We start from the raw sequence: 24,751 nt of genomic DNA on the forward strand, positions 1-24,751 counted from the left end.
TATGTTCGATTACTACTTCAAACCTACGCCTGATCTGCCGCTATGGCAAGAGGAATTCAGTGCGGATACTGAAGCGTCTGACGCCGGTGTCGAGGGATGGCTACCGGAGTTCGTGCTCTGGCTTGGGCCAGTATTTCTTGCCTTCCATCCAGGCGATGACGTCGAGAATCCTCAGCTCGCTGATCGTCTCTGGAAGTCCGGCTTCCTCCCTCGCCGTGCCTAGGCGACTCCTGAGTCCGAGATCCTCGCGGAGGGTTTCGTGAATAGGTGCGAGATGGGCAGTCCGGGTTTCGAGCACGTCGACGACGACGCTGTCCTAGATCGGGTAGAGACGGGGACGTTTGCGGGCGATCAGCTTGGTCGCCTTCGTCAGTCCTATTCCAGGCAGGCTGCACAGCGCGGTCTCCAAACGCCAGGCCGGCCAGTCTTTGTTGATCGGTTCGCTGACGTCGGCGAGGTCGCGGTCCTCGCCGATCTCCGCCAGGAGCGCGTTGAACCGGTCCGCAACGTCGTGCAATAGAGCGCGTGTGGCTGATGGTCCGGCCTGGACCGAGAGGAACTCGATCGCTATGAGGTCGTCGGCGGTGAATCGGTCTGCATCCGACATCCGGGTGTGGGTGGAGTCCCACTCGTCGAACCAGGCGCCGGAGTACGCGCCGGCGGATAGGAACGGATCACCGTAATACCGCTTCAGACAGACGGCGGCCGCTGGGATCCGGTCATCGGACTCCAGCAGGATCGGCCGACGGATCGTCACTCGAAGGGGATGGGTGGCATGGTGACCACCTGGGCGGCGTAGCTCAGGCCGGCGCCGTAGCCGAGGAGCAGGGCGGTGTCGCCGGGCTTGGCCTCGCCGGTCGAGAGCATCTGCTCCATGGCCAGCGGGATGGAGGCCGCCGAGGTGTTACCCGTGTGTTCGATGTCGTTCGCGATCCGGGTGGTCTCCGGGAAGTGCAGGCTGCGGGCCAGCAACTCGTTGATTCGGCTGTTGGCCTGGTGCGGCACGAAGACGTCGACCTGCGAGGCGTCGACCTTTGCGACGTCCAGGGCGCGCTGGGCGGCCTTGCCCATCTCGAAGGCGGCCCACCGGAAGACCGCAGTGCCCTCCAGGCGCAGGTACGGCCGGTTCTGGTGATCGTCGCCGTCGAGGAAGGTGATCCAGTCGATGTCCTGGCGGATGGCGTCGTACTGGCTGCCGTCGCTGCCCCAGACCACCGGGCCCACCTCCAGGGTGGGCGTGGGGCCGAGAACCACGGCGCCGGCGCCGTCGCCGAAGATGAAGCAGTTGGTGCGATCGGTCATGTCGAGCGCCACCGAGAGCTGCTCGGCGCCGATCACCAGGATGTGGCTGGCGCTGCCGCCGCGCAGCATGTCTCCGGCCAGCGCCATCGCATAGCCGAAGCCGGCGCAGCCGACGGTCACGTCGAAGGCGGGCACGCCGTTGGCGCCCAGCTCGGTGGCGATCTTGGTGGCACCGGCCGGCGTCAGCAGCAGGTGCGTGTTGGTCGCCAGAATCACCGCGTCGATGTCGCTCCCGGAGAGCAGGGCGTTGGCGATCGCCTTGCGGCCGGCCAGCACCCCCATCTCCACGACGTCCTCGTCGCGCCGCGCGAAGCGGCGGGTCTTGATACCGGTGCGGGTGTAGATCCACTCGTCGGACGAGTCGATGTGCTCGCAGATCTCGTCGTTCGTCACGACCCGTTCGGGGCGGTGGGCGCCGATCCCGAGGATGCCGAAGCTCGAGATTCCGGGAGTCTGGGCAAGTTCAACCATGCCTCCAATGTCTCATGCCATGTTAAGGTTGCACAGTGCGTACAGAAATCGCCGCGCCACAACAGGTTTCGACCGGCACTCTGCCGGGCTGGGATCAGGTGGACGCCGAGGTGCTCGCCGCGCATCGGCGGTACGCCGCAGACACCGAGGGCGCCGTCGCCGACTACATCCCGATCCTCGGCCGCGTCGATCCCGAGCTGTTCGGCATCGCGGTCGCCGACACCGCGGGCGGCCGGCACAGCGCGGGCGATGTCGAGGTCGAATTCTCCATCCAGTCCATCTCCAAGGCGCTGGTGTACGCGCACGTCTCGCAGGAACTCGGTCACCGGCTGGTGAGCGAGCGGATCGGCGTCGACAACACCGGTCTGGCCTTCAACTCGGTGATGGCGATCGAGCTCAACGCGGGCAATCCGATGAATCCGATGGTGAATGCCGGCGCGATGGCGACCACCGCGCTGGTTCCGGGAGCCACCGCCGCCGAACAGTGGGAGACGGTGCGCACCGTGCTGTCCGAGTTCGCCGGGCGCCAGCTGGTGCTCGACGGCGAGGTCTACCACTCGGAGATGCAGACGAACTCGCGGAACCGGGCGATCGCCCAGCTGTTGGAGAGCTACGGGCGCATCGAGGGCGACCCGCTCGAGGTGGTCGACGTCTACACCCGCCAGTGCGCGCTGCGGGTCACCGCGCAGGACCTGGCGATCATGGGCGCCACCCTGGCCGACGGCGGCGTGAACCCGGTGACCGGCCGCCGAGTGGTCAGCGAGGAGTCGTGCCGCGACACCTTGGCGGTCCTGGCCGCCACGGGCATGTACGAGCGCTCCGGGCAATGGCTCTTCGAGATCGGGATCCCGGCCAAGTCCGGAGTGGCCGGCGGCATCCTCGCCGTGGCGCCCGGCAAGGGCGGGATCGGCACCTTCGCGCCGCGGCTCGACCCGGCCGGCAACAGCGTCCGCGGTCAGCGCGCGATCAAGTATCTCTCGCGCACCCTCGGCCTCAACCTCTTCGCGTCCGAGCCCGCCGGCCCGGCGCTGCAGACCACCGCCGACCCGGCACCCCGGGCCGCCACCGAACAGGAGACAGCATGACCGAGGATTCCCGGGTGGACGGTAAGTCTTGGCTACCGATGATCGGCCTGTTCTTCGCGCAGGTGCTGATGTCGTTCAACGTCGCCTCGCTGCCGGTGTCGCTGGGCGGGATCTCCGAGACCTTCGACGTCCCGGTCACCACCGCCAGCACCACCATCGTCGTCTACGGCCTGGCCGTGGCGGCGCTGGTCATGGTGGGCGCCAAACTCGGCCAGCGGATCGGCTGGCTGCTGATCTTCCGCGTCGTGCTGGTGGTCTTCGCCGTCTCGTCGCTGATGATGATCCTCTCGCCGTCGGTGGGCTGGGTGATCGGCGGCCAGGCGCTGGCCGGCGCCGCGGCCGCCATCATCGTGCCCTCGCTGGTGGCGCTCATCGCCCAGAACTACTCCGGGGATCAGCAGGCGACGGCGATCGGCTCGCTCGGTTCGGCGCGGGCGATCTCCGGCTTCACGGCGTTCTTCATCGGCGGCGCGCTGGGCACCTGGGTCGGCTGGCGGCCGGTCTTCGTCATCGTGCTGGCCATCGCCGCGCTGGTCTTCGCCCTGAGCTTCACCCTGCGGTCCGAGCCGGGCGACCCGGGAATCGAGATCGACGTCGTCGCCGCCCTGCTCATCGGTATCGCGGTGGTGCTGCTGACCCTCGGCTTCAACAATCTCAACAACTGGGGCGTGCTGTTCGCCGATCCGGGGGCGCCGTTCTCGCTCGCCGGTCTCTCACCGGCCCCGATGATGGTGGTGCTCGGCATCGTCTTCGGGCAGGCCTTCTTCAGCTGGACGCGTCGCCGGATGGCCATCGGCCGGGTGCCGCTGGTGGACCTGTCGATCCTGCACAGCCCGCGCGAACGCTCCGCGGTCTACGCGATGTTCGTCATCGTCGCGATGGAGGCGGCGGTCAACTTCACCATCCCGGTGTACACGCAGATCGTGCAGGGCCGCACGCCGTTCGACACCGCCGTGGCGATGATCCCGTTCAACCTGACGGTGTTCGTCACCGCGACGCTGGTGGTCCGCGTCTACCGCCGGTTCACGCCGCGGCAGATCGGCGTCTTCTCGTTCGTGCTCACCACCGTCGCCCTGGTGTGGCTGGCCTTCGTGGTGAACAACAACTGGGAGTCGATCCCGACGATCCTCGGCCTCATCGTCTTCGGTATCGGCCAGGGCGCCCTGGTGACCCTGGTGTTCAACGTTCTGGTGACCTCGGCGCCCAAGCGGCTGGCCGGCGATGTCGGCTCCATTCGCGGGGCCACGCAGAATCTGGCCTCGGCCATCGGTACCGCGGTGATGGGTGCCCTGCTGGTGCAGATCCTGAGTTTCGGCGTGCTCGCTGCGGTCGACGACCATCCGGAACTGCCCGCCTCGCTGGCGGCGCAGGTAGACCTGGACAACGTCAACTTCACCACCACCGACGACCTGCGGGCGGTGCTGGCGCAGACCGATGCGACGCCCGAACAGGTCGACGCCGCCGTCGCCCTCAACGAGGATGCGCGCCTGCGCACCCTGCGCTACGGATTCTGGATCCTCGCCGGGATCTCGCTGATCGCGATGATCCCGGCGCGGCGCCTGCCGGACTACCGGCCGGACGACGACCGGGCCGACGACCTGGACCGCGACGCCGTCAGCGACGAGGTCTGACGCGGCACCCGCCGAGGCCTCGGCACCGGCCGAGGTCTGCGGCGGGAGCGGGGCTCAGTCGTCGATCATGGCCAGATGCGCGGCCAGCGGGCCGACCGGCTGGTCGGCCAGGGTGTCGAAGCTGGAGACCTTCGGGGCCGGCGGCAGGGTGACGACGGCGCCGGCGTAGCTCAACCCGGCGCCGAAGCCGAGCAGCAGCGCGGTGTCGCCGCCCTTGGCCTTGCCGGTCGCGAGCATCTCCTCCATCGCCAGCGGGATGGAACCGGCCGAGGTGTTGCCGGTCTGCTCGATGTCGTTGGCCATCGGCAGATCCTCGGGGAAGCCGAGATTCTTCTTCATCAGATCGTTGATCCGGGCGTTGGCCTGGTGCGGGATGAAGACGTCGATGTCGTCGACGCTCGCGCCGGACTCGGTGAGCAGCGCGGTGAGCGCCTTGGGCAGGGTGACCGCGGCCCAGCGGAAGACGCGCGGGCCCTCCATGTAGATCACCATGCGGCCGACAGGATCGGTCTCGGGATCCTTGCCCTGGTATTCCACGGCCCGCGCCATGAAGTCGACGGTATTGATGTTCTGGGCGATGGCTTCGGCGTTCTCGCCGTCGCTGCCGGCGACGATCGGCGAGATGCCGTTCTCCTCGGTCGGGCCGACCACCACGGCGCCGGCGCCGTCGCCGAAGATGAAGCCGGTGCTGCGGTCGGTCGGATCCAGGCCCACCGACATGGTCTCGGCGCCGATCACCACCGCGTAGGTGGCGCTGCCGGCGCGGATCGCATCCACGGCGGTGCCGAGCGCATAGCCGAAGCCGCCGCAGCCGGCCGAGACGTCGAACGCGGCGATGCCGTTGAGGCCGATGTCGGCGGCGATGATCGGGGCGCCGTGCGGGGTGTTCGACGGCCAGCTGCTGCTGCCGAAGACCAGCAGGTCGATCTTTTCGCGGTCGATCCCGGAGTTCTCGATGGCGCGCTCGGCGGCCTTGGTCGCGATCAGCCGCATGTCCTCGTCACCGCTGATCCATCGGCGTGCGTGGATGCCGCTGCGCTCGAAGATCCACTCGTCCGAGGAGTCGAGCACCTTGCAGAGTTCCTCGTTGGTGACGAGCCGGGCCGGCCGGTAGGCGCCGATGCCGAGCATCGACACGTTCGGATGGCCCTGGGTGGTGACCAGTTTTGCCACTGAGCAGTCCTGTTCTCTTGGTGGACCGGCGCAGGTGTCACGTCGTCCTGATGATGAGTCTCGTTGTGAAATAGTAATGACCCGCCGAATCGCGCCGCGGGAGGCCTAGGTCCCTAGGTCACCGGGGTCTCGACGATCACGGTCTTCTCGCGGGCGCGCAGGGTGAGCAGACCGCCCAGCACCGACAGCACGGCGGCCATCGCGAACAGCAGCCAGAAGCCGCCGACCGCGGCCACCAGGCCGGCACCGAGCATCGGCCCGATCAGCTGGCCCAGGGACGCGGCGACGTTCACCACGCCCAGGTCGCGGCCGTGGTCCTCCTCGTGCGGCAGCAGATCGGTCGCGAAGGCCAGACCCGTCGTGGAGAAGATGCCGTAGCCGATGCCCATCAGCGCCGCGCCGACCAGCGTCGTGGTGAAGGTGGGGTGCAGGCAGATCACCAAGCCGGAGAGCGCCTGGACCATGGCCGCGACGACGGTCGGGCTGCGCCGGCGGCCGGTGCGGTCGGAGTAGAGGCCACCGGCGACGGACGCGATCACCACGAAGACCGTGTACACCACCACCAGCAGCAACAGATTGTCCTCGGCCGCGGTCTTCTCCTGGTGCAGCCCGTAGAGCAGGAAGAACAGGAACAACGACGTCCCCAGCGCGTTGCCGACGTTGGCCACGAAGCGGCCGACGAGCATCCAGGCGAAGTCGGGGTCGCGCAGTGAGCGCAGCGCATCGTGCTCGCGCTGCGCGGCGCGGCTCTGCCGCTCGCTGACCGGGTCGGGGAGCAGCAGAGCCGCACCCGCGCCGACCACGGCGATCAGCACCGCCAGGAATAGATAGCCGGCCAGCACCGTCAGGCCCAGGGTCACCACCACGCCGACACCGACCACGATGCCCGCGGCCTGCGACGAGCCGACGGCGGCCGAGGCCGCGCCGCGCTGATCGGCCGGCAGTTGATCGGCGATCAGCGCGGTGTAGGCGGCCGAGGCGACCGCTACGCCCACCGAGACCCCGATCCAGGCGGCGCCGACGAGCAGCGGTGTGTGCGCGAAGCCGGTGAGGACCAGGCACACCGCGGTCAGCAGCGAGCCTCCGACGGCCCAGGGGCGCCGGCGACGTCCGCCCGTGCGGTCCGAGAGTGCACCGGCCAGCGGCCCGGCGATCACGCCGGCGATACCGCCGATGCCCAGGATCAGGCCGGAGAAGACGACGCCGCGCACCCAGTGATCCCCGCCCGCGGACAGCTGATCGTCCAGCTGCAGCGGCAGCAGCAGCTGCAGGGGCGTCAGCTGCACCATCCAGATGGTGAGCCATGCCAGGGTGAACAGCAGCAGCCAGCCGCGTCCGACGCGCGCCCTCATGCGCGGGCCTCCGCGGCGGCGGCGATGACCCCGGCGTACCAGTCGTACGAGGCCTTCGGGGTGCGGGTGCCGGTGGCGAAGTCGACATGCGTCAGGCCGAAGCGCTGGGTGTAGCCGTCGGCCCATTCGAAGTTGTCCAGCAGCGACCACACGGTGTACTCGTGCACATCGGCGCCGGCCGCCATCGCCGCGGCGACGGCGCGCAGGTGCCCGTCGAGGTAGGCGATGCGCTCGGTGTCCGTCACCCGGCCCGCGGTGTCCGGTTCGGGGAACGAGGCCCCGTTCTCGCTGACGATCAGCGGCGGCAGGGCGGCGCCGTAGCGGCGGGTGAAGTCGACGAGCAGATCGGTGAGCGCGGACGGCATGATCGGCCACTCCTCGCCGAAGCCGGTGACCGGCACGCCCGGCGTGGGCAGCATGTCGAACGGAATCGGGCTGTCCGGCGCGGCCGCGCCGATGGTGGTCGGGTTGTAGAAGTTGATCGCGTAGAAGTCCTGCTGCGCCGAGATCAGCTCCAGGTCGCCGTCGTGCACCGGCATCTCGTAGCCGCCGAAGGCGCTGAGATCGGGGTAGGCGCCCAGCAGCAGCGGGTCGGCGAAGATCCGGTTGTGCAGGATGTCGTAGGCATCGGCGGCGACGCGGTCGGCGGCCGAGTCGCCCGCGGTGAGGACGAAGGTGTGGTTGTTGGCCACGCCGACGGCCTCGGCGCCGGCGGCGCGCAGCACGGGCGCGGCCAGCCCGTGGGCCAGCAGCTGGTGGTGCACGGTGGGCAGCGCGTCGAAGAGCAGGAACTTCCCCGGCGCCAGGGCGCCGGTCGCATAGCCCTGCAGGGTGGTCATGGCCGGCTCGTTGAGGGTGTACCAGTGCTTTACCCGGTCGCCGAGCCGGTCGGCCACCAGCGCCGCGTAGTCGGCGAACCGGGCCGCGGTGTCGCGGTTCAGCCAGCCGCCGTCGGCTTCGAGACCGACCGGAAGGTCCCAGTGGTAGAGCGTGGGGAACGGGGTGACGCCGGCGGCCAGCAGGTCGTCCACCAGGCGCGAATAGTAGTCCAGGCCGGCGGGCTGCGCCGCGCCGCGCCCGTCGGGTTGCACCCGCACCCAGGAGAGGGAGAAGCGGTACCGGTCCAGGCCGAGACCGGCGGCCAGGGCGACGTCTTCGGCCCAGCGGTGGTAGCTGTCGGGGCCGGGTTCGGCGACGGAGCCGTCGGAGACGCGGCCGGGCTCCTCGACGAAGTCGTCCCAGATGCTGGCGCCGCGGCCGTCTGCGGAGCGGGCGCCTTCGATCTGGAAGGCGGCGGTCGCGGCGGAGAAGCGCAGCCTGCGCAGCTCGTCGAGGGGGAGTGGTTCAGCGTGTGACACGCAGTCAGGCTAGCGCAGACTAGAACAAGTTCTTGTCAGATCCCGTCCCAGAACTGGGGTCACCATGCATGCACGGTGTTCTGCGCGGCCTCCAGGCCCTGCCCGAGCAGCAACTCGGTGGCGTCGATGCCGTTGCGGATCAGCAGGTCCACCTCGGCGCGATCGGCCGACGGGAACGGCTTGAGCACGAAGTCGGCGGGATCCTGCCGGCCGGGCGGGCGCCCGATGCCCAGGCGGACGCGCAGGTAGTCGCGCGAGCCGAGCGCCGCGGTCAGCGACCGCAGGCCGTTGTGCCCGCCCTCGCCGCCGCCGCGCTTGAGCCGCACCTGACCGAAGTCGATGTCGAGCTCGTCGTGCAGCACGATCACGTCCTCGGGCGCGATGCCGTGGTACTTCGCCAGCGGGCCGATCTGGCGGCCCGTGGTGTTCATGTAGGTTCGGGCCTTCGCCACGAGCACCGGCTCGCCGCCGATTCGCACGGTGGCCAGCTCGGCACCGGACTTGCGGTGCACGGTGTACTTCTCGCCGTACGAGAAGACCAGGCCGTCGGCGACCATCGCGCCGATGTTGTGCCTGGTCTTCTCGTAAGCGGGACCGGGATTGCCCAGTCCGACGATCAGTGCGGGAATTACTCCGCAGCCTCCGCGGCGGGAGCCTCGGCGTCGGCGCCTTCGCCCTCGGCGGGCTCAGCGGACTTCTTCTCCTCGTTCACCGAGGTGACCAGCAGGTCGGCCGGCGAGACGAGGGTGACGCCCGCGGGCAGCTCCAGATCGCCGGCGTGGACGTTGCTGACCGGCTCCAGGCCCTCGATCGAGACGACGATGTGCTCGGGGATGTGCAGGGCCTCGGCCTCGATCTCGATGACCGAGGCGTCCTGGACCACCAGGCCGCCGGCCGGGCCGGTCTCGCCCTCGATCACCAGCGGGACCTCGACGATGACCTTCTCGCCGCGGCGGACGATCAGCAGGTCGACGTGCTGGATGTAGTTCTTGATCGGGTGGACGTCGACCTGGCGGGTCAGTGCCAGCTGGCTCTCGCCGTCGATGTCCAGGTCGATGATGGCGTTGACGCCGCTGGCGCGCAGGATGGCGGCGAGCTCCAGGTTCGGGAGCAGCAGGTGCTTGGGATCGCTGCCGTGGCCGTATAGTACGGCCGGCACCTGGCCCTCGCGGCGGGCGCGGCGGGCGGCACCCTTGCCGGTGTCGGTGCGGGTGGTGGTCTGCAGCTTCGCGGTCTGCGTCGACATGAACGTCTCCTCATTACTCGTTGATCGATGGTTTTCGCGGCAGACGACGGCCGGAAGACACCCATCACCCGAGTCGGGGACGAAACTTCTGGTCGCGCCGATCACGGTGGACAGGCCACCCTCGCCGAGACAACGGCGATCACTCTATCATGGGGCGATGACCTCCCAGAAACCCGCTGACCTGGTCACGGACTTCTTCGCGAACCTGGCTTCGGGCCGTGTCGAGCAGGCGCTGGCCGTCGTCGACGAGCAGATCCTCTATCAGAACGTCGGCCTGCCGAGCGTGCGCGGCAAGGCCGCCTTCGGCCGGGCGATGCGCGCGCTCAACGGCGACCGCGTCGGCTTCGACGCCGAGATCCTGGCGATCAGCGCCGACGACGACGGCGTCGTGCTGACCGAGCGCATCGACGAGCTGCGCATCGGACCGGTGCGGATGACCTTCTGGGTGTGCGGCCGCAACGAGGTGCGCGACGGCGTGATCGTCGTGTGGCGCGACTACTTCGACTTCTGGAACTGCGCCCGGGCCTTCGCGCGCGGCGTGGCCGCGCTGGCGATTCCCGCGCTGCGCCGACCGCTGCGCAAGCCGGTCAGCGCGCTGCCGGCCCGCACGGCCTGAGCGGCGCGAGCCGGGTTCGGCGGGCGCCTACAGGATCTCGTCGACGTTCTGGATGGGCCGGGCCAGCCGGGTGCCCTTGTCGGTCACCACGATCGGCCGCTCCACCAGGATCGGGTGGTGCACCATCGCGTCGAGGATCTCGTCGTCGGTGGCCGCGCCGAGGTTGAGCTCGGCGTAGAGCGCCTCGCGCTTGCGGACCGCCTCGCGCGGGGTGAGTCCGGCGTCAGCGAACAGCTGCTGGAGCTGTTCGCGCGTCCACCCGGCATCCAGATACTTGATCACCGTCGGCTCGAGGCCCGCCTCGCGCAGCTTGTCGAGCGTCTTGCGCGAGGTGGAGCAGCGCGGATTGTGGTAGATCGTCGCGTCCATGACCGGCCTCAGGCGTTGCCGTCGAACAGGCTGGTGACCGAGCCGTTCTCGAAGACCTCGCGGATGGTCTGCGCCAGCAGCGGGGCGATCGACAGGACGGTCAGGTTGGCGAACTGCTTGTCCGGGCCGATCGGCAGGGTGTCGGTGGCGATGACCTCCTTGGCGCCGCACGACGACAGCCGCTCGGTGGCCGGGTCGGAGAAGACGCCGTGCGTGGTGGCGATGATGACATCGCCGGCGCCGGCCTCCTTGAGGACCTTCACCGCGCCGGCGATGGTGCCGCCGGTGTCGATCATGTCGTCGATCAGCACGCAGGTCTTGCCGGCCACGTCGCCCACGACGCGGTTGGCCACGATCTGATTGGCGACGTCGGGATCGCGGGTCTTGTGCACGAAGGCCATGGGCGCGCCGTCGAGGGCGTCGGCCCACTTCTCGCCGACCTTGACGCGGCCGGCGTCGGGGGAGACGACGCAGATGTTGTCGGTGCCGTAGTTCTCCCGGACGTACTCGGCCAGCTGGCCCTGCGCGTGCATGTGGTCGACGGGGCCGTCGAAGAAGCCCTGGATCTGATCGGTGTGCAGATCGACGGTGATGATGCGGTCGGCGCCGGCGGTCTTGAGCAGATCGGCGACGAGACGGGCCGAGATGGGCTCGCGGCCGCGGTGCTTCTTGTCCTGGCGGGCGTACGGGTAGAAGGGCAGCACCGCGGTGATGCGCTTGGCCGAGCCGCGCTTGAGGGCGTCGATCATGATGAGCATCTCCATGATCCACTGGTTGGTGGGGTAGGGCATGCCCTGCAGGACGAAGGCGTCGCTGCCGCGGACCGACTCCTCGAAGCGGACGAAGATCTCGCCGTTGGCGAAGTCGCGCGCGGTCTGCGGGGTGATGGTGACGCCGAGTTCCTCGGCCACCGCGGCGGCCAGTTCGGGGTGCGCCCGGCCGGAGAAGAGCATCAGGTTCTTCCGCGCGTCAGTGGTCCACTTCATGAGCTGCTCTCCTCCTGGGATGCCGATTCTCGGGCTGCTTGCGCCGCCTGTGCGGCGGCGCTGGTGGGTCGTTTGGTGAGAACCCAGTCTTCGATGATGCGCTGCGGTCCGGCCGAGACCGCGAGCGCCCCGGACGGAACGTCCTGACGCACGACGGTGCCGGCGCCGGTGTAGACGCCGTCGCCGAGGGTGACCGGGGCGACGAACATGTTGTCCGAGCCGGTGCGGCAGTGCGAGCCGATCACGGTGCGGTGCTTCTTCTCGCCGTCGTAGTTGACGAAGACGCTGGAGGCGCCGATGTTGGTGTACTCGCCGATCTCCGCGTCGCCCACATAGGTCAGGTGCGGGATCTTGGTGCCGGTGCCGATCTGCGCGTTCTTGGTCTCGACGTAGGCGCCGATCTTGCCGGCCTTGCCGAGCCGGGTGCCCGGGCGCAGGAAGGCGAACGGACCGACGGTCGCGCCGGCGCCGACGACGGCCTCGCTGCCGTGGGTGCGGACCACCTGCGCGCCGGCGCCGATCGTCACGTCGGTGAGCGTGGTGTCCGGACCGACGACGGCGTCGTCGCCGATTTCGGTGCGCCCGCGCAGCTGGGTGCCGGGTTCGATGACGGCGTCCCGGCCGATGGTCACGTCGACATCGATCCAGGTGGTGGCCGGATCGACGATGTTCACGCCGGCCAGCTGGTGGCGGCGCACGATGCGCCGGTTCAGCTCGGCGGCGAGCTCGGCCAGCTGGGCGCGGTCGTTGCAGCCGGCGACGACGGCCGGATCGTCGACGATGTGGGCGCGCACCACCCGGCCGGCCTCGCGGGCGATTTGCACCACGTCGGTCAGGTAGAACTCGCCCTGGGCGTTGTCGGTCGACAGGCCGCGCAGCGCCTCGCGCAGGACCGCGGCATCGAAGGCGTAGATGCCGGCGTTCACCTCGTCGATCAGCAGTTGCACCGCGGTGGCGTCCTTGTGCTCGACGATCGCGGTGACCTCGCCGTCGGTGCGCTCGATGCGCCCGTAGCCGGCCGGGTCGGCGACGGTGAAACTGGTCAGCGTCACGGCGGCGGCCGGCTGCGCGGTGTGCGTAGCGATCAGGGCGCGCAGGGTGTCGCCGTCGAGCAGCGGCGCATCGGCCACGGTGATCAGCACGGTGCCGGTGAAGTCGTCGGGCAGGCCGGTCAGGCCCGCGCGGGCGGCGTCGCCGGTGCCCAGCGGCCGGTCCTGGACGGCGACCTTCAGCGTGTCGCCGAGGGGAGCGGCCACCCGCTCGATCTCGGCGGTGACCTTCTCGCGCTCGTGGCTGACGACCGGGATGACGTGCGCGGGTGCCACCTCGTGGGCGGCGGCCAGCGCATGGTGGACCAGGGAGCGCCCGGCGATCCGGTGCAGGATCTTGGGGGTCTTGGACTTCATCCGGGTGCCCGCGCCGGCGGCCAGCACGATCACGGCGAGCTGTTCGTCGTACGCGCTGTCGGGCTCGTACGCGCCGCTGGGCTGTCCGGTCATCCAGGTCCTCCGGGTGTGCGGCGCTCGTCGGCGGCGCCGCAATGTGAAGCTGCGGGAGAAATCCTACGCAACCGAGGTACGGTTCCCGGCATGAGCACGCAGAAAGTAGCCATTGTCACCGGTGCGGCCCGCGGTATCGGTGCCGCCGTCGCCCGCCGTCTCGCCGACGACGGCCTGGCCGTCGCGGTTCTCGACCTGGACGCCGGCGCCTGCGCGGGCGTCGTCGGGGAGATCACCGCCGCCGGTGGCAAGGCCGTCGCCGTCGGTGCGGACGTGTCCAGCGAGGACGACGTGGCCGCGGCGGTCGACAGTGTCGTCGCCGAGCTGGGTGCGCCGACGGTGCTGGTGAACAATGCGGGCGTGCTGCGCGACAACCTGCTGTTCAAGATGAGCGTCTCGGACTGGGACACGGTGATGGCCGTGCACCTGCGCGGGGCCTTCCTGATGAGCCGGGCATGCCAGCGGCACATGATCGAGGCCGGCTGGGGCCGCATCGTGAACCTGTCGAGCACGTCGGCGCTGGGCAATCGCGGGCAGGCCAACTACTCGGCGGCCAAGGCCGGCATGCAGGGCTTCACCAAGACGCTCGCCCTGGAACTGGGCAAGTTCGGTGTCACCGCCAATGCCATCGCCCCGGGGTTCATCGAGACCGACATGACCCGCGCGACCGCCGAGCGGATCGGTGTGCCGTTCGACGACTTCCTCAAGGCCTGCGCGGACGACACCGCGGTGAAGCTGGCCGGCCAGCCCGACGACATCGCGAACGCGGTCTCCTTCTTCGCCGACGAGCGCGCCAGGTACGTCAGCGGCCAGGTGCTGTACGTCGCCGGCGGCCCGAAGGCCTGATTCCCCGGTGACCCGAGGTTCTTTCCGGGGCGACCCGAACGAGGCCGAGCAGGGCACGCTCATCGAACGCGCCCTGCGTGCGGCGTCCGACGGGCCCGCGGTTCGGGCCCCGCGGGAGGACAAGACGCGGATCAAGCTGCTCGACGCGGCGTACGAGCAGTTCTGCGAGACGGGGATCGCCCGGACGTCGATGGAAGAGGTGGCGCGTCGGGCGGGCACCGCGCGCATCACCATCTACCGCAAGTTCGACAGCAAGGACGCGCTGGTCGACGCGGTGATGCTGCGGGAGTTCCAGCGGTACTTCGGGCAGTTCATCGACGAGATGCGGACGGCGGAGACGGTGGCCGACCGGGTGGTGGCCGGCTTCGTCACCTCGCTGTGCACCATCGGCCAGAATCCGTTGATCACCCGGTTGCTGGAGTTGGAGCCGGCGATGGTGCCGGGTCTGGTCGGCGGCGGCGATTCGCGCACCATGTTTCAGGTCCGGGACTTCGTCGCCATGCAGATCGCCCGGGAACAGGAGGCCGGCAACATCTTGCCGGAGGTGTCCACCCGGCTGGCGGCCGACTTGATCGTCCGCATCACGGGCTCGTTCCTCACCTCGCGCAGCGATCTGATCGCGCTCGACGACGAGCCGGCGCTGGTCGCGCTGGCCGAGGAGTTCATCCTGCCGATGCTGCGGCTGTCGTAGCCGGGGCGGTCAGCCGGCGGGGGTGATCTGCAGGCCGGTCAGCATGACGTCGAAGGCCGCGCGTGCGGTGGCGGAGACGGGTGTGGGCGCATCCATGGACAGGGTCACGCTCGGGACGTTTCCGTTCGCGGCCGCGGGCAGCACGACGGTGTGCTGGCTGGTCTGGAGTGCGGTGGCGCCGGTGGTCTCCGAGACGGTGAAGGCGAACATGTCCATCCCGCAGGTCTTGCCGCGGGATTCGTCGCTGATCGGCGTCCCCTTCTGGGCGTAGTAGTTCTGCAGTGACGTGATGGTGGCTTCGAAGTCGTAGTTCGGCGCGGCCTCACCGATCAGGACCTGTACGCGCGTCCCGGTCGTCCCGGGATCGTGCAGCACCGCGCGCAGCGACTTCGGGGGATTGTCCGACGTCGGACCGCCGGTAGTCCACCCTTCCGGGAGCGGCACCTGGACCTCCGGCAGTCCCTCCGGGACGTCGATCTTCAGCAGCGGCGCCTCGGGCGTGCCGCAGGCCGGGTTGACCTTCGCGATGGCCGGCGTCGCGGGAGTTGCGCTCGGGGCGGGCGCGGCCGGCGGGGATTCGCTGGAACAGCCGATGGCGGCGCCGAGGACGGCGGCCAGGGCCAGGGTGGTCAGAGCGGTTCGGCGGTTTCTCGGCGTTCCCATGAACGGACGATACGCCCGCTGACGTCGGGAAACGCCGCCGTTCGGCGATCTGGATCGCGTCCGGAAGTCACTGGATGAAACTCTTTCGGAAAAAGTGTCGCATTTCATATTTGATGTATGTTACGTTTCTCGCGTGGCTGTAACATCGGCCATGTGAGGTCGGGGAACCGCGACATTCGATGCCACCGATCCGCGATCACTGGGTCGTCAGCTCGATGGGGGTCAAGATGACGTTCGAACTGCCCGCAGCCAAAGGGCCGGTGCGTGATCTGGCCGTTGAGGCCGGTCACACCCTCGGGTTCGCATTGCAGGCGATCGGTGCGCTGGTCGTCGCGGTTCTCCGGTTTCGCCTCTCCCTGCGCGAGACCCTCAATCAGACGGTCTTCATCGGCCGGGTCAGCACGGGCCCGTCGCTGCTGCTGATGATCCCGGTCGGCGTCTTCATCGCGGTCTCGGTCGGGGAGCTCGCGGGGCGGATCGGCGCCGGCGGCTACTCGGGCGCGGTCGTCGCCTTCGTCATCGTCGGTCAGGCCGCGGCCCTGGTGTGCGCGCTGATGATGGCCGGCGTCGCGGGTTCGGCCATCTGCACCGACCTCGGCTCGCGCAAGATCCGCGAGGAGATCGACGCCCTGGAGGTGATGGGTGTCAACGTGATCGAGCGGCTGGTGGCGCCGCGGATCGCCGCCGCGATGATCGTCTCGCTGGTGCTGTGCTCGCTGATCACCGTCGTCGGCGTCGGCGCCTGCTACGCCTATCACCTGTACGTCCAGCACCTGCCGGCCGGCGCCTTCATGGCGACGTTCAGTCAATACGGCCGCACCAGCGACTTCGTCATGGCGCTGGTGAAGGCGACGATGTTCGCCCTGCTGGCCACCCTCGTCGCCTGCTTCAAGGGCCTGCATGCGCGCGGCGGCCCCAGCGGGGTGGCCGACGCGGTCAACGAGGCCGTCGTCATCGCCTTCGCGCTGGTCTTCATCTTCAACACCGTGCTCTCCGAGCTGTACTCGGTGATGGTTCCGGCCGTGGGGGCGTACTGATGGTGTCCGTCGACGTCAGCTACCGGATCCGGGACGGCTACCGGCGCCGCGTCGTGCCGGTGGCCGACGGAGTGGTGCGGTTCGGCGAATACGTCACCTTCATCCTCCGGGCCATCGCCGCGGTGCCGTACACGCTGATCCACTACCGCAAGCACGTCGTCCGGCAGATCGCCGAGATGACCTTCGGCACCCGGTCGCTGCTGTCCGGCGGCGGCACGATGGGCATCGTGCTGGCCATGTCGCTCGCCGCGGCCATGATGCTCGGCGTCGAGACCTACCGCGGCCTCCAGCTGGTCGGCATGACCTCGCTGTCGGGCATGCTCGCGGCCATCGCCAACACGCGTGAGCTGGCTCCCGTCGTGGTCGCGATCGCCCTGGCCGCCAAGGTCGGCACCGGTTTCACCGCGCAGATCGGCGCCATGCGGATCTCCGACGAGATCGCGGCGCTGGACGTGATGGCGATCCGGTCGGTGCCGTTCCTGGCGACCACCCGGATGATCGCCGCGATGGTCTGCGTGCTGCCGATCTACATGATCGGCCTGCTGGCCAGCTACATCGCCACCCGCCTGGTGGTGGTGTGGTTCAACGGGGAATCGCCGGGCACCTACGACTACTACTTCCACCTGGCACTGACGCCCACCGACCTGCTCTATTCGGCGATCAAGGCCGTGGTCTTCGCGGCGATCGTGACCCTCGTGCACTGCTCCTACGGCTACTTCGCCTCCGGTGGTCCCGAGGGCGTGGGCCAGGCCGCCGGCCGGGCGCTGCGGACCTCGATTCTCGCGATCGGCATCTTCGACGTGATCTTCACCTTCGGTCTGTGGGGTCTGGTCCCGCAGATCCCGGGATTGGGGTTGTAGCCATGACGGTGATGCTGCCGGGCCAGCCGGTCTCCCGCTGGGCCTATATGGTGCGCGCCTTGATCGCGGGCCTCCTCATCCTCGCCTTTTCGGTCTGGATGGTCGCCCGGAGCACGGGTGTCCTCTCCTCCGATCCCAAGGTGTACGCGGAGATTCCGGTGTCCGCCGGACTGATCCAGACCGGCGCGCCGGTGCGGTACCACGGCGTGAAGGTCGGGGAGATCACCTCGATCGACGCGGGGGCGGACTCCTCGCGCATCGGGTTGACCATCGACGAGGGCGCACTCGATCTGATTCCGGCCACCGTGGTGATCCGCGTGCTGCCGCGCACCTTCTTCGGCGACATCTACCTGCAGCTGGTTCAGCGGCCGGGAGCGCTTGTGCAGCAGGGGAAGTCGCTCACCCCGGGTGCTGAGCTGGCCGTCGACGACGGGCCGGATGCGGTGAACCTCTATGACATCTTCACCAAACTGTCCGACCTGATCGCCGAGGTGGAGCCGGACCAGGTGAACGTGGCGTTGGCGGCGGTCAATCGGGCCGTCGGCGGTCGCGGCCAGGAACTCGGCGTGATGATCGACGACTGGTGGGCGGCCTCGCAGGAGTTGGAGTCGACGGTGCACCGTTTCCTCGACGCCACCCCGGAGTTCCGGCGCGTCGCCGAGTCGCTGCGCCGCGCGACACCCGACGTCATCGAGACTCTGAACTCGGTCACCAACATCTCGCGCGGGATCGTCGAGCACGACGACGAGCTGGCCGCGTTCTTCACCAGCGCGCTCGGATTCGTCAGTGCGACAGGAGAATTCATTGCCGCCGAGCGGAAGAATCTGATCACGGTCCTCGACGCCACCGGCAAGATCCTGGCCACCGTCGCCGAGCAGCCGTCCGGGATCAGCACCACGATCACCGAGGCCGGCAAGTTCGGCGCGGCCGGGACCATCCTGTTCGCCACCGGGCGGTTCAACATCACCGCGGTACCGACCTTCTCCGAGCCGATGCCGTACACCGGGGCCGACTGCCCGACGTACGGGAGCCTGCGCGGCGCCCAGTGCTTCGGCACCGGCTCGCCGAACGGGCGCGGTGCGGTGCGTGCACCGGGGGAGGGCAATTCGACTGTGCTGCAGCGGAAGCCGCGGAACACGCCGGCCGCGTACACCGGGCCCGAAGTGATCGACGGAAAGGCGGAGTCTGCCGCGATGGGCCGTATCCAGTCGGCGGTGGCGCCCGCCTCGGCATCCGGCACGCCGAACGCTGCCACGGTGCTCATGCTCGGGCCGATGGTCCGCGGGAACCAGGTGGAACTGTCATGACCAAGGTCTCGTACCTGACGGTGACCAAGGCGTTCGTCTTCATCCTCGTCGGCATCATCGCCGCGACGCTGACCGTCAACACCCTGCGGGTTCCGGTGCGCGGTGCGGCCGACACCTACGTGCTGATGTTCACCGACGCCGAGGGGCTGGTGGAGGGTAATCCGGTCAAGATGTCCGGGGTGCGCATCGGCCGGGTCTCCGAGGTGAGCCTCGATCCGCAGTCCGGAGGCAAGGCGCTGGCGCGGGTGTCGGTCCAGATCGAAGCCGCGCACCCGGTACCCGAACGGGTGCACGCCGCGGTGCGGTACGGCGACATGCTCGGCGCGCGCTACATCGCGCTGTCGGATGCGGGACCGGATGCGCCGGCCCGCGAGGGCAACCGCGTGTCGGTCGCCGCGACCAGTGCGCCGGTGAATCTCACGGCGCTGATGAACGGCTTCGAGCCGTTGTTCGCCTCGCTCGAACCCGACCAGGTGAACGACCTGGCCCAGGGCTTCGTCGACACGTTCGCCGGTCGCACCAAATCGGTGGATCTGCTGCTGCGGCAGATCGGCAACATGGGCGCGAACCTGTCCGACAACGCCACTGTGTTCGCCCAGCTCGTCACCAACCTGAACACGTTGATGGGCAGCGCCGATGCGCGCAGCGGGCAGCTCACCGAGCTGTTCGCCGGCCTCGGGCAGCTGACCTCGGCCATCGTCGGCGACGACGGAGAGCTGACCCGGCTGCTGGACTCCGGCGACCGGGCACTCGGGTCGCTCGCGCAGATGATGACGACGGCCGGGTCGTCGTTCGCCGACTCGCTGAGCGGGCTGCGTGACGTCACCGGCGCGTGGATCCCGCAGACCCAGCAGTTCGACACCTTCCTAGCTCGGATGCCGGTGCTCGCCGACCGAATCAACCACAGCGGACGCTACGGGGGCTTCATGATGCTGTACCTCTGCAACTTCACCCTCAAGGGTTTCGATCTGGAGGCCAACATCTTCGGCCCGCTGCATTCGCCGGTGTGCAGGTAGGGGCGGGGCATGTTTCTGGTTCGACTCATCGACGTCTTCGTCGGCATCCTGGAGTTCGTCTTCAAGTCCGACAAGCGCGGGCAGGGCGCGTCGCCCGCGGTGCTCGGCACCGCAGGCATCCTCACGCTGGTGGTCCTGGTGCTGGTGGCCATCGGCATCCCGCGGATCTCCTACCACGTGAAGACCTCGCCGTACTCGGCCGAACTGGCCAATGCGGGAGGGCTCATCACGTCTGATCCGGTGCTGGTGGCGGGCGTCCCGGCCGGGCGCATCGAATCCATCGAGCTGGCCGGCGACCGCGTGCGGGTCGGCTTCCGGCTCGACAACGTTCAGCCGCTCGGCGACCAGACTCGGGCGACGGTGCGACTGCGCACCGTCCTGGGCAAGCGGTACTTCGAGGTGATCCCCGCCGGCTCCGGCCAGGTCGGGGAGAACAACACGATTCCGTTGTCGCGCACCGACTCTCCGTACACGCTCGACGACATCTCGTCCGATGCGGTCGACTCGTCGGCGGAAGTGGATCCGCAGGTGGTGCGCTCCATGATGACCACGCTGCGGGCTCTGGTTCCCGACTCCGATGAGCTGTCCGGCGCGATGGACGGGGTCGGCGGGGCGGCCCTGGCCGTCTCCGGCACCGGCGCCCAACTCGATCAGCTGCTCCGAGTGGCCAAGCGGCTGGCGGATGTGACTGCGAGCCAAGCAGATTCGCTGTCGAACGCGATGGGCAGCACGCAGGCGATCGTGCAGACGCTTGTGGTCCGCAAGGTGGTCCTGACGCGCCTCGTCGACAACCTGCGCCTGGTGCTCTCCACCATGGCCGAGACCTTCCCGACCGTTCCGATGGGAGAACTGGTGACGAATGTGGCCGCGGTGACGGGCACGCTCAAGAGCAATGTCGACCAGATCGACCAGCTCCTCAAGAAGCTGCCGCCGGCGATGCGGACCATCACCGACGCGACGGGCAACGGCAACTGGGCTGACGTGTCCTCGCCGTCGGCCGTGATTCCGGACGGCATGCTGTGCGTGCTCGGCGTGATGACGGGGTGCCGCTGATGGCTTTCCGTCAAGTCCGCGAAGTGCGGCAGCGCAAGCGCTACGGCGGCCGGATCTTCCTGGCCCTGCTGGTGGTCACCACCCTGGTGGTGGGCGGCTGGTTCGTTCTGGTGCGCAAGCCCGACGTGCGCACCGTGCACGCCGACTTCTCCTTCGTGAACGGGTTGTTCACCGGTTCCAAGGTGACCGTCCTCGGGGTGCCGGTGGGCCGGATCGACGAGTTGTCGGCGCGCGGCGACCACGTGCGGGTCACGATGACCGTCGACGGTGCCGTCGACCTGCCTGCCGACGTCTCCGCCTACGTGCTGAACCCGTCGGTGATCAGTGAGCGACACCTCGAGTTGGGCCCGGCGTACACCGGCGGCCCGACGCTGGCCGACGGCGCGACCATTCCGCTGAGCCGGACGCACGCGCCGATCGGGTTCGACCAGCTGCTCGGCAGCCTCGGCGCTCTCACCGACATCCTCGGTCCCGGGGAGGGACCGGACACCACGGACCTGGGCACCCTGGTGTCCAAAACCGCGCAGTCGTGGGACGGCCGCGGACCGGAATTTCAGCAGGCCCTCGACCAGTTGGCCTCGGCCAGCGGCATCGTCGGTGCCCGCAGCGAGGACGTGGAAGGCCTGATCACCGGACTCAACCGACTGATGGCGTCGTTCCACGCCAAGCAGGTCTCGTTGGACGGGCTGATCTCCTCGATGGGCGAACTGTCGACGCAGTGGGCGGGGACCGATCAGGACATCGCGACGCCGATCGCCGACCTGCGCGTGGTCTTCGACCAGATCAACGCCTTCGTTCTGCAGCACGGCGACCAGGTCGGCACGGTGGCGGCCAACCTGGAGGAGCTCGGTCGGGTGTTGGTGGCCAACCAGTCCGGCCTGGCCGAGTTCATGGACCTGGCGCCGCTGATGATGCAGAACCTGTCGGGCACCATCGGGCCGGATCGGCGCGGGCGGATCCGCCTCAACGTGTCCACCACGCTCACCCAGTTCAAGACGCTCAAGCCGCTGTGCGACCGCTTCCCCATGCCGATCTGCATCGGGGCCGGCCTCACCAATCCGATCTCGTTCCCGATCTCCGCCTCCGATCCGCTCGGGATCGTGTCGGCGGTGACCGGTGGACAGCTGCCGCCGAAGGAGGGTCCGCGATGATTGCACGTCGGACAGCGAAGCGGGGCCGCCTGGTGGCGGTGAGTCTGGCCGCCACCCTTTCTGCGGTAACGGTGAGCGGCTGCGCCTACGGGCTGCAGGACCTGCCGGTGGCCGGTGTCGCCGAGACCTTCCCGGTGACCGCGGACCTGCGCACCGCCGACGGGGTGGTCAGCGGCGCCGACGTGCGCAGCGGCCAGCAGATCGTCGGTCGCGTCACCGACATCGCCCTGGTCGACGGCCAGGCGCGCCTGACGCTGAGCCTCGACGGCGACACGTCGTTGCCGGCGAATGTGCAGGCCGCCGTGGAACTCCCGTCCGCGCTGGGCACGCCGTTCATCCGGCTCACCGAACCGGATCAGCCCGAAGGACGGCTGACGGCGGGCTCGCGCATCGACGTCTCCGAGACGTCGCTGGGGCCGCAGGTGGAGAGCACGCTCGCGGCACTGGGCAACCTCGTCACCGGTAGCGGTGTGGGGCAGATCCAGTCGGTGATGCAGAGCCTGAACGAGGCCTTCGCGACCCGCTCGGACAAGGTCGGCGACCTGATCGACACCTTGAACCGGCTGCTCAGCAGGTCGTCGACCTACACGGCCGACTTCAACGCGGCGATGCAGGCGGCCGCGGACGTGACCAGTCTGCTGGCCGCGCAGGAGAGCAAGGTCGCCGAGTTCCTCGAGCAGACGCCCGCGGCGGTCAATGTCCTTGCCCGCCAACGAGATCAGATCGCTGGGCTGATGAGCCTCACCAGCGGCCTGGCCGCGAACCTCGACACCATCACGCAGGGTCGTCGCGCCGACCTCAACCAGTTGGTGCCGGACGCACAGAAGCTGGTGGACGCGCTCGCGAGCGTCAACGGCGAGGTGGGAGCGACGCTCGGGCAGATGAACTCGTTCATGGCGAACATGTCGCGCGCGATCCGCGGCGACTACCTCGTCTTCGACGGCGCGCTGGACATCCCGGGCGGTATCGACAAGATCCTCACCGGCGGCCTGCTGCTGTCCGGGCAGCCGCTGCCGACGCCCGGTGAACTCGCCGACCTGCTGTCCGGCGGTCTGGGTGCCCCGAAGAGTTCAGCCCCGAAGAGTTCAGCCCCGAAGAGTTCAGCGCCGAAGAGTTCAGCGCCGAAGAAGAAGACTGCCCCGAAGAAGGCGGACCCCACGGCGAGCAAGGCGCCCGAGAAGTCCAGTGCTCCGACGACCAAGGAGGGATCGCGATGAGGGATCGGTTTCCCACGGGCACGTTCCAGTTTCTGCTCTTCGTGGTGATCTCGGCGCTCGTCATCCCGTTCGGGATCGACTACATCGCCGGGCCGGAAGGATTCGGCGACAAGCTGCGGCTGCACGCGCAGATGGACGACGCCTTCGGCCTCACGCCGGGCACCGGGGTCACCGTGCGCGGCGTCGACGTCGGCACGGTGTCGGAGGTGCAGCTGCGCACCGACGGCCGCGGCGCCGACGTGCAGCTGGTGGTGCGCGGTGACACGCGCATCCCGAGCGACTCGTTCCTGCAGGTCACGATGGCGTCGATGGCCGGCATTCAGAGCGTCGACATCGTGACCGGCCGCGACAACGGTGTGTACCTGCAGGACGGTGCCGCGATCGTCGCCCCCGCCGAGAAGCAGCCGATGCAGATGGACGAGCTGATCGGCGAGGCCGCGAAGGTGCTGGCCACGTTCCGCACCGGTTCGGTCGCCACCGTCAGCACCGAGCTGGCGCAGGCCTTCGGCGGCGACCAGGAGTCGCTCGCCAAGCTCATCACCAACGGCGCGGCCCTGGCGAAGGTGGTGCGCCGCAACGCGCCGATGCTGAAGTCGCTGATGGGCGACTGGCTCGACGTGCTCGGCGCCATGGACGACACGCGCGCGAGTTTCGAGACCGGCATGCGGTCGGTGGCGAGCTTCACCGATCAGCTCGATGCGTCGCAGCCGGTATTCGTCTACCTGCTCGATCAGTCGCCCGAAGGGTTGGCCAAGGCGACGGCGCTGTTCGACGAGTACCGCGGCACCTTCGGCGGTGTGCTGGCGAATCTGGCGACCGTCGAGCCGATCATCTCTGATCGCACGCCGGCGCTGGCCACCGGTCTGCGCACCATCCCGCAGGGCCTGTTGGATCTGCGGTCCATCGTCAAGAACAACCGGGCCGACTTCGCGTTGATCGGCACGCAGGGCCCGGTGTGCCTGTTCTACGACGAGCCGCGGCGCGCCATCGGCGACCTCTCACCGTCGCAGCCGAACCTGACGCGCTACTGCCCGCCCGGCGACGGCCTCGGCCAGCGCGGCTCGGTCAATGCGCCGCGGCCGAACGGGCTGGGCACGCAGAACTGGAAGTCGCCCGGCGGGGCGTCCGGTCCGCCGGCCGTCACTGATCCGCTGTTGGTCCCCAACGGCACCGAACTCATGCAGATGTGGTCCGAACTCCTGGAAAGAGCACGAAATGGCAACTGAAACCATCGACAAGCCCGAACTCGACGACGACACCCTCGCCGAAGAATCTGCAGCAGGGGAATCCGCCGCGGCGAAGCCCCGCCGGGTCGCGCCGGTGCGCTCGGCTCGGGTGTCGTGGCAGATGGTGGCCGCCGGCGTCGCGATCGCCGCGCTGCTCGCCGCGGCCGGCTTCTTCGGCTTCCGATTCTTCGCCGATGACGCCTCGACGAAGTCCGGTGCGTCGTCGGATGCGGCGGTACTGGCCGTCGCCAACGACTACGCGGTGAAGCTGTCCAGCTTCGACTACCGCGACCTGGACAAGAACCGGGCGTCGATCACCGCGATGTCCACGCCGGACTTCGGCAAGAAGTACGGCGAGATGGTGGCCGCACTCACCGAGATCGTCGCGAACGGTCAGGGCGAGGCGACCGCCGAGGTGACGCATTCGGCGGTGGCCTCGCTGGAGGGCGATCAGGCGACGGTGCTGCTGTTCGTCGATCAGACGGCCAAGAACGTCGTCGCCCCGGACGGCCGCAGCCAGCCGTACCGCATGGTCGTGAAGCTCAAGAAGGTCGACGGCACGTGGCTCGTCGACGACGTTCAGACGGTGTAGGAGC

24 protein-coding genes and 1 pseudogene are annotated in these 24,751 nt (G+C 68.9%); 14 read left to right on the forward strand and 11 right to left on the reverse strand.

Annotated features, from left to right (window positions below; all coding sequences use genetic code 11):
- Positions 1-100: 100 nt before the first annotated feature.
- Both MUG78_RS09900 and MUG78_RS09905 read right to left on the reverse strand, forming a co-directional pair.
- Positions 101-757: pseudogene (locus MUG78_RS09900) on the reverse strand (DUF6308 family protein).
- Positions 754-1,773, reverse strand: a complete 1,020-nt coding sequence (locus tag MUG78_RS09905) for a beta-ketoacyl-ACP synthase III (RefSeq protein ID WP_246994355.1) — start codon at positions 1,771-1,773, stop codon at positions 754-756. The pseudogene MUG78_RS09900 and the gene MUG78_RS09905 overlap by 4 nt, the downstream one beginning before the upstream one ends.
- 35 nt (positions 1,774-1,808) lie before the next feature.
- On the opposite strand from MUG78_RS09905, the gene glsA reads away from it, so the two are divergent.
- A complete protein-coding gene (glsA, locus tag MUG78_RS09910) occupies positions 1,809-2,858 on the forward strand; it encodes a glutaminase A (protein WP_246994357.1) in 1,050 nt (349 codons plus the stop codon).
- Positions 2,855-4,489 (forward strand): MFS transporter, encoded by a 1,635-nt coding sequence (locus MUG78_RS09915; protein ID WP_246994359.1) that lies wholly within the window; start codon positions 2,855-2,857, stop codon positions 4,487-4,489. Before glsA ends, MUG78_RS09915 begins: the two co-directional genes overlap by 4 nt.
- A gap of 54 nt (positions 4,490-4,543) precedes the next feature.
- Here the strand turns inward: MUG78_RS09915 and MUG78_RS09920 are convergent, their stop codons facing one another.
- The 5 genes from MUG78_RS09920 to MUG78_RS09940 form a co-directional block, all read right to left on the reverse strand.
- The gene (locus MUG78_RS09920) at positions 4,544-5,662 is read right to left on the reverse strand and encodes a beta-ketoacyl-ACP synthase III (RefSeq protein ID WP_246994361.1); all 1,119 of its coding nucleotides are present in this window, start codon (positions 5,660-5,662) and stop codon (positions 4,544-4,546) included.
- A 113-nt stretch (positions 5,663-5,775) separates the two neighbouring features.
- Positions 5,776-7,014 (reverse strand): MFS transporter, encoded by a 1,239-nt coding sequence (locus MUG78_RS09925; RefSeq protein WP_246994363.1) that lies wholly within the window; start codon positions 7,012-7,014, stop codon positions 5,776-5,778.
- Positions 7,011-8,372, reverse strand: a complete 1,362-nt coding sequence (locus MUG78_RS09930) for a GH1 family beta-glucosidase (RefSeq protein ID WP_246994365.1) — start codon at positions 8,370-8,372, stop codon at positions 7,011-7,013. Before MUG78_RS09930 ends, MUG78_RS09925 begins: the two co-directional genes overlap by 4 nt.
- A gap of 59 nt (positions 8,373-8,431) precedes the next feature.
- A complete protein-coding gene (pth, locus tag MUG78_RS09935) occupies positions 8,432-8,992 on the reverse strand; it encodes an aminoacyl-tRNA hydrolase (RefSeq protein ID WP_281500166.1) in 561 nt (186 codons plus the stop codon).
- 8 nt (positions 8,993-9,000) lie between these two features.
- A complete protein-coding gene (locus MUG78_RS09940; RefSeq protein ID WP_246994367.1) occupies positions 9,001-9,618 on the reverse strand; it encodes a 50S ribosomal protein L25/general stress protein Ctc in 618 nt (205 codons plus the stop codon).
- Positions 9,619-9,775: 157 nt separating this feature from the next.
- Here MUG78_RS09940 and MUG78_RS09945 point away from each other — a divergent pair, with 157 nt between their 5' ends.
- Positions 9,776-10,234, forward strand: a complete 459-nt coding sequence (locus tag MUG78_RS09945) for a limonene-1,2-epoxide hydrolase family protein (protein ID WP_246994369.1) — start codon at positions 9,776-9,778, stop codon at positions 10,232-10,234.
- A gap of 27 nt (positions 10,235-10,261) precedes the next feature.
- Here the strand turns inward: MUG78_RS09945 and arsC are convergent, their stop codons facing one another.
- Genes arsC through glmU form a run of 3 tightly spaced genes read right to left on the reverse strand, consistent with a single transcriptional unit; the run spans position 10,262 to position 13,088 of the window.
- On the reverse strand, positions 10,262-10,603 hold the full coding sequence (gene arsC / locus MUG78_RS09950) for an arsenate reductase (glutaredoxin) (RefSeq protein WP_246994371.1): 342 nt from the start codon (positions 10,601-10,603) through the stop codon (positions 10,262-10,264).
- Positions 10,604-10,611: 8 nt separating this feature from the next.
- Entirely contained in the window at positions 10,612-11,589 is a 978-nt protein-coding gene (locus tag MUG78_RS09955) for a ribose-phosphate diphosphokinase (protein WP_246994373.1), read from the reverse strand.
- The gene (gene glmU / locus MUG78_RS09960; RefSeq protein ID WP_246994375.1) at positions 11,586-13,088 is read right to left on the reverse strand and encodes a bifunctional UDP-N-acetylglucosamine diphosphorylase/glucosamine-1-phosphate N-acetyltransferase GlmU; all 1,503 of its coding nucleotides are present in this window, start codon (positions 13,086-13,088) and stop codon (positions 11,586-11,588) included. Before glmU ends, MUG78_RS09955 begins: the two co-directional genes overlap by 4 nt.
- Positions 13,089-13,178: 90 nt before the next feature.
- Between glmU and MUG78_RS09965 the strand changes: the two genes are divergently transcribed.
- Both MUG78_RS09965 and MUG78_RS09970 read left to right on the forward strand, forming a co-directional pair.
- On the forward strand, positions 13,179-13,934 hold the full coding sequence (locus MUG78_RS09965) for an SDR family oxidoreductase (RefSeq protein ID WP_246994377.1): 756 nt from the start codon (positions 13,179-13,181) through the stop codon (positions 13,932-13,934).
- A 7-nt stretch (positions 13,935-13,941) separates the two neighbouring features.
- A complete protein-coding gene (locus tag MUG78_RS09970) occupies positions 13,942-14,625 on the forward strand; it encodes a TetR/AcrR family transcriptional regulator (protein ID WP_246994379.1) in 684 nt (227 codons plus the stop codon).
- A 9-nt stretch (positions 14,626-14,634) separates the two neighbouring features.
- Here the strand turns inward: MUG78_RS09970 and MUG78_RS09975 are convergent, their stop codons facing one another.
- On the reverse strand, positions 14,635-15,288 hold the full coding sequence (locus MUG78_RS09975; RefSeq protein ID WP_246994381.1) for a hypothetical protein: 654 nt from the start codon (positions 15,286-15,288) through the stop codon (positions 14,635-14,637).
- A 227-nt stretch (positions 15,289-15,515) separates the two neighbouring features.
- Here MUG78_RS09975 and MUG78_RS09980 point away from each other — a divergent pair, with 227 nt between their 5' ends.
- The 9 genes from MUG78_RS09980 to MUG78_RS10020 are packed head-to-tail and all read left to right on the forward strand — an operon-like array spanning position 15,516 to position 24,747.
- Entirely contained in the window at positions 15,516-16,325 is an 810-nt protein-coding gene (locus MUG78_RS09980) for an MlaE family ABC transporter permease (RefSeq protein WP_246994383.1), read from the forward strand.
- Positions 16,325-17,185: an MlaE family ABC transporter permease gene (locus MUG78_RS09985; protein ID WP_246994385.1), complete on the forward strand. Its 861-nt coding sequence runs from the start codon at positions 16,325-16,327 to the stop codon at positions 17,183-17,185. The genes MUG78_RS09980 and MUG78_RS09985 overlap by 1 nt, the downstream gene beginning before the upstream one ends.
- A gap of 2 nt (positions 17,186-17,187) precedes the next feature.
- Entirely contained in the window at positions 17,188-18,492 is a 1,305-nt protein-coding gene (locus tag MUG78_RS09990) for an MCE family protein (protein WP_246994387.1), read from the forward strand.
- Complete coding sequence (locus MUG78_RS09995; protein WP_246994389.1) at positions 18,489-19,508, forward strand: MlaD family protein; 1,020 nt, start codon at positions 18,489-18,491, stop codon at positions 19,506-19,508. The genes MUG78_RS09990 and MUG78_RS09995 overlap by 4 nt, the downstream gene beginning before the upstream one ends.
- A gap of 9 nt (positions 19,509-19,517) precedes the next feature.
- Positions 19,518-20,561, forward strand: coding sequence for an MlaD family protein (locus MUG78_RS10000; RefSeq protein ID WP_246994391.1), 1,044 nt, complete (start codon positions 19,518-19,520; stop codon positions 20,559-20,561).
- A complete protein-coding gene (locus tag MUG78_RS10005) occupies positions 20,561-21,712 on the forward strand; it encodes an MCE family protein (RefSeq protein WP_246994393.1) in 1,152 nt (383 codons plus the stop codon). Before MUG78_RS10000 ends, MUG78_RS10005 begins: the two co-directional genes overlap by 1 nt.
- Complete coding sequence (locus MUG78_RS10010; protein ID WP_246994400.1) at positions 21,709-22,929, forward strand: MCE family protein; 1,221 nt, start codon at positions 21,709-21,711, stop codon at positions 22,927-22,929. The genes MUG78_RS10005 and MUG78_RS10010 overlap by 4 nt, the downstream gene beginning before the upstream one ends.
- Entirely contained in the window at positions 22,926-24,155 is a 1,230-nt protein-coding gene (locus tag MUG78_RS10015; protein WP_246994402.1) for an MlaD family protein, read from the forward strand. Before MUG78_RS10010 ends, MUG78_RS10015 begins: the two co-directional genes overlap by 4 nt.
- Complete coding sequence (locus tag MUG78_RS10020; protein WP_246994404.1) at positions 24,145-24,747, forward strand: Rv1363c family protein; 603 nt, start codon at positions 24,145-24,147, stop codon at positions 24,745-24,747. Before MUG78_RS10015 ends, MUG78_RS10020 begins: the two co-directional genes overlap by 11 nt.
- The last annotated feature ends 4 nt before the right edge of the window (positions 24,748-24,751 follow it).

Origin of the sequence: Gordonia alkaliphila (assembly GCF_023017165.1) — a bacterium.
Taxonomy (GTDB): domain Bacteria; phylum Actinomycetota; class Actinomycetes; order Mycobacteriales; family Mycobacteriaceae; genus Gordonia; species Gordonia alkaliphila.

Coding starts and splice junctions, on each gene's coding strand:
- MUG78_RS09980 (WP_246994383.1), top strand. CDS start 15,516: ATGACGTTCGAACTGCCCGCAGCCAAAGGGCCGGTGCGTGATCTGGCC.
- MUG78_RS09955 (WP_246994373.1), bottom strand. CDS start 11,589: ATGAAGTGGACCACTGACGCGCGGAAGAACCTGATGCTCTTCTCCGGC.
- MUG78_RS09925 (WP_246994363.1), bottom strand. CDS start 7,014: ATGAGGGCGCGCGTCGGACGCGGCTGGCTGCTGCTGTTCACCCTGGCA.
- MUG78_RS09995 (WP_246994389.1), top strand. CDS start 18,489: ATGACCAAGGTCTCGTACCTGACGGTGACCAAGGCGTTCGTCTTCATC.
- MUG78_RS09985 (WP_246994385.1), top strand. CDS start 16,325: ATGGTGTCCGTCGACGTCAGCTACCGGATCCGGGACGGCTACCGGCGC.
- MUG78_RS09945 (WP_246994369.1), top strand. CDS start 9,776: ATGACCTCCCAGAAACCCGCTGACCTGGTCACGGACTTCTTCGCGAAC.
- MUG78_RS09975 (WP_246994381.1), bottom strand. CDS start 15,288: ATGGGAACGCCGAGAAACCGCCGAACCGCTCTGACCACCCTGGCCCTG.
- MUG78_RS10000 (WP_246994391.1), top strand. CDS start 19,518: ATGTTTCTGGTTCGACTCATCGACGTCTTCGTCGGCATCCTGGAGTTC.
- MUG78_RS10010 (WP_246994400.1), top strand. CDS start 21,709: ATGATTGCACGTCGGACAGCGAAGCGGGGCCGCCTGGTGGCGGTGAGT.
- arsC (WP_246994371.1), bottom strand. CDS start 10,603: ATGGACGCGACGATCTACCACAATCCGCGCTGCTCCACCTCGCGCAAG.
- MUG78_RS09915 (WP_246994359.1), top strand. CDS start 2,855: ATGACCGAGGATTCCCGGGTGGACGGTAAGTCTTGGCTACCGATGATC.
- MUG78_RS10005 (WP_246994393.1), top strand. CDS start 20,561: ATGGCTTTCCGTCAAGTCCGCGAAGTGCGGCAGCGCAAGCGCTACGGC.
- MUG78_RS09965 (WP_246994377.1), top strand. CDS start 13,179: ATGAGCACGCAGAAAGTAGCCATTGTCACCGGTGCGGCCCGCGGTATC.
- MUG78_RS10020 (WP_246994404.1), top strand. CDS start 24,145: ATGGCAACTGAAACCATCGACAAGCCCGAACTCGACGACGACACCCTC.
- MUG78_RS09905 (WP_246994355.1), bottom strand. CDS start 1,773: ATGGTTGAACTTGCCCAGACTCCCGGAATCTCGAGCTTCGGCATCCTC.
- MUG78_RS09940 (WP_246994367.1), bottom strand. CDS start 9,618: ATGTCGACGCAGACCGCGAAGCTGCAGACCACCACCCGCACCGACACC.
- MUG78_RS10015 (WP_246994402.1), top strand. CDS start 22,926: ATGAGGGATCGGTTTCCCACGGGCACGTTCCAGTTTCTGCTCTTCGTG.
- MUG78_RS09990 (WP_246994387.1), top strand. CDS start 17,188: ATGACGGTGATGCTGCCGGGCCAGCCGGTCTCCCGCTGGGCCTATATG.
- glmU (WP_246994375.1), bottom strand. CDS start 13,088: ATGACCGGACAGCCCAGCGGCGCGTACGAGCCCGACAGCGCGTACGAC.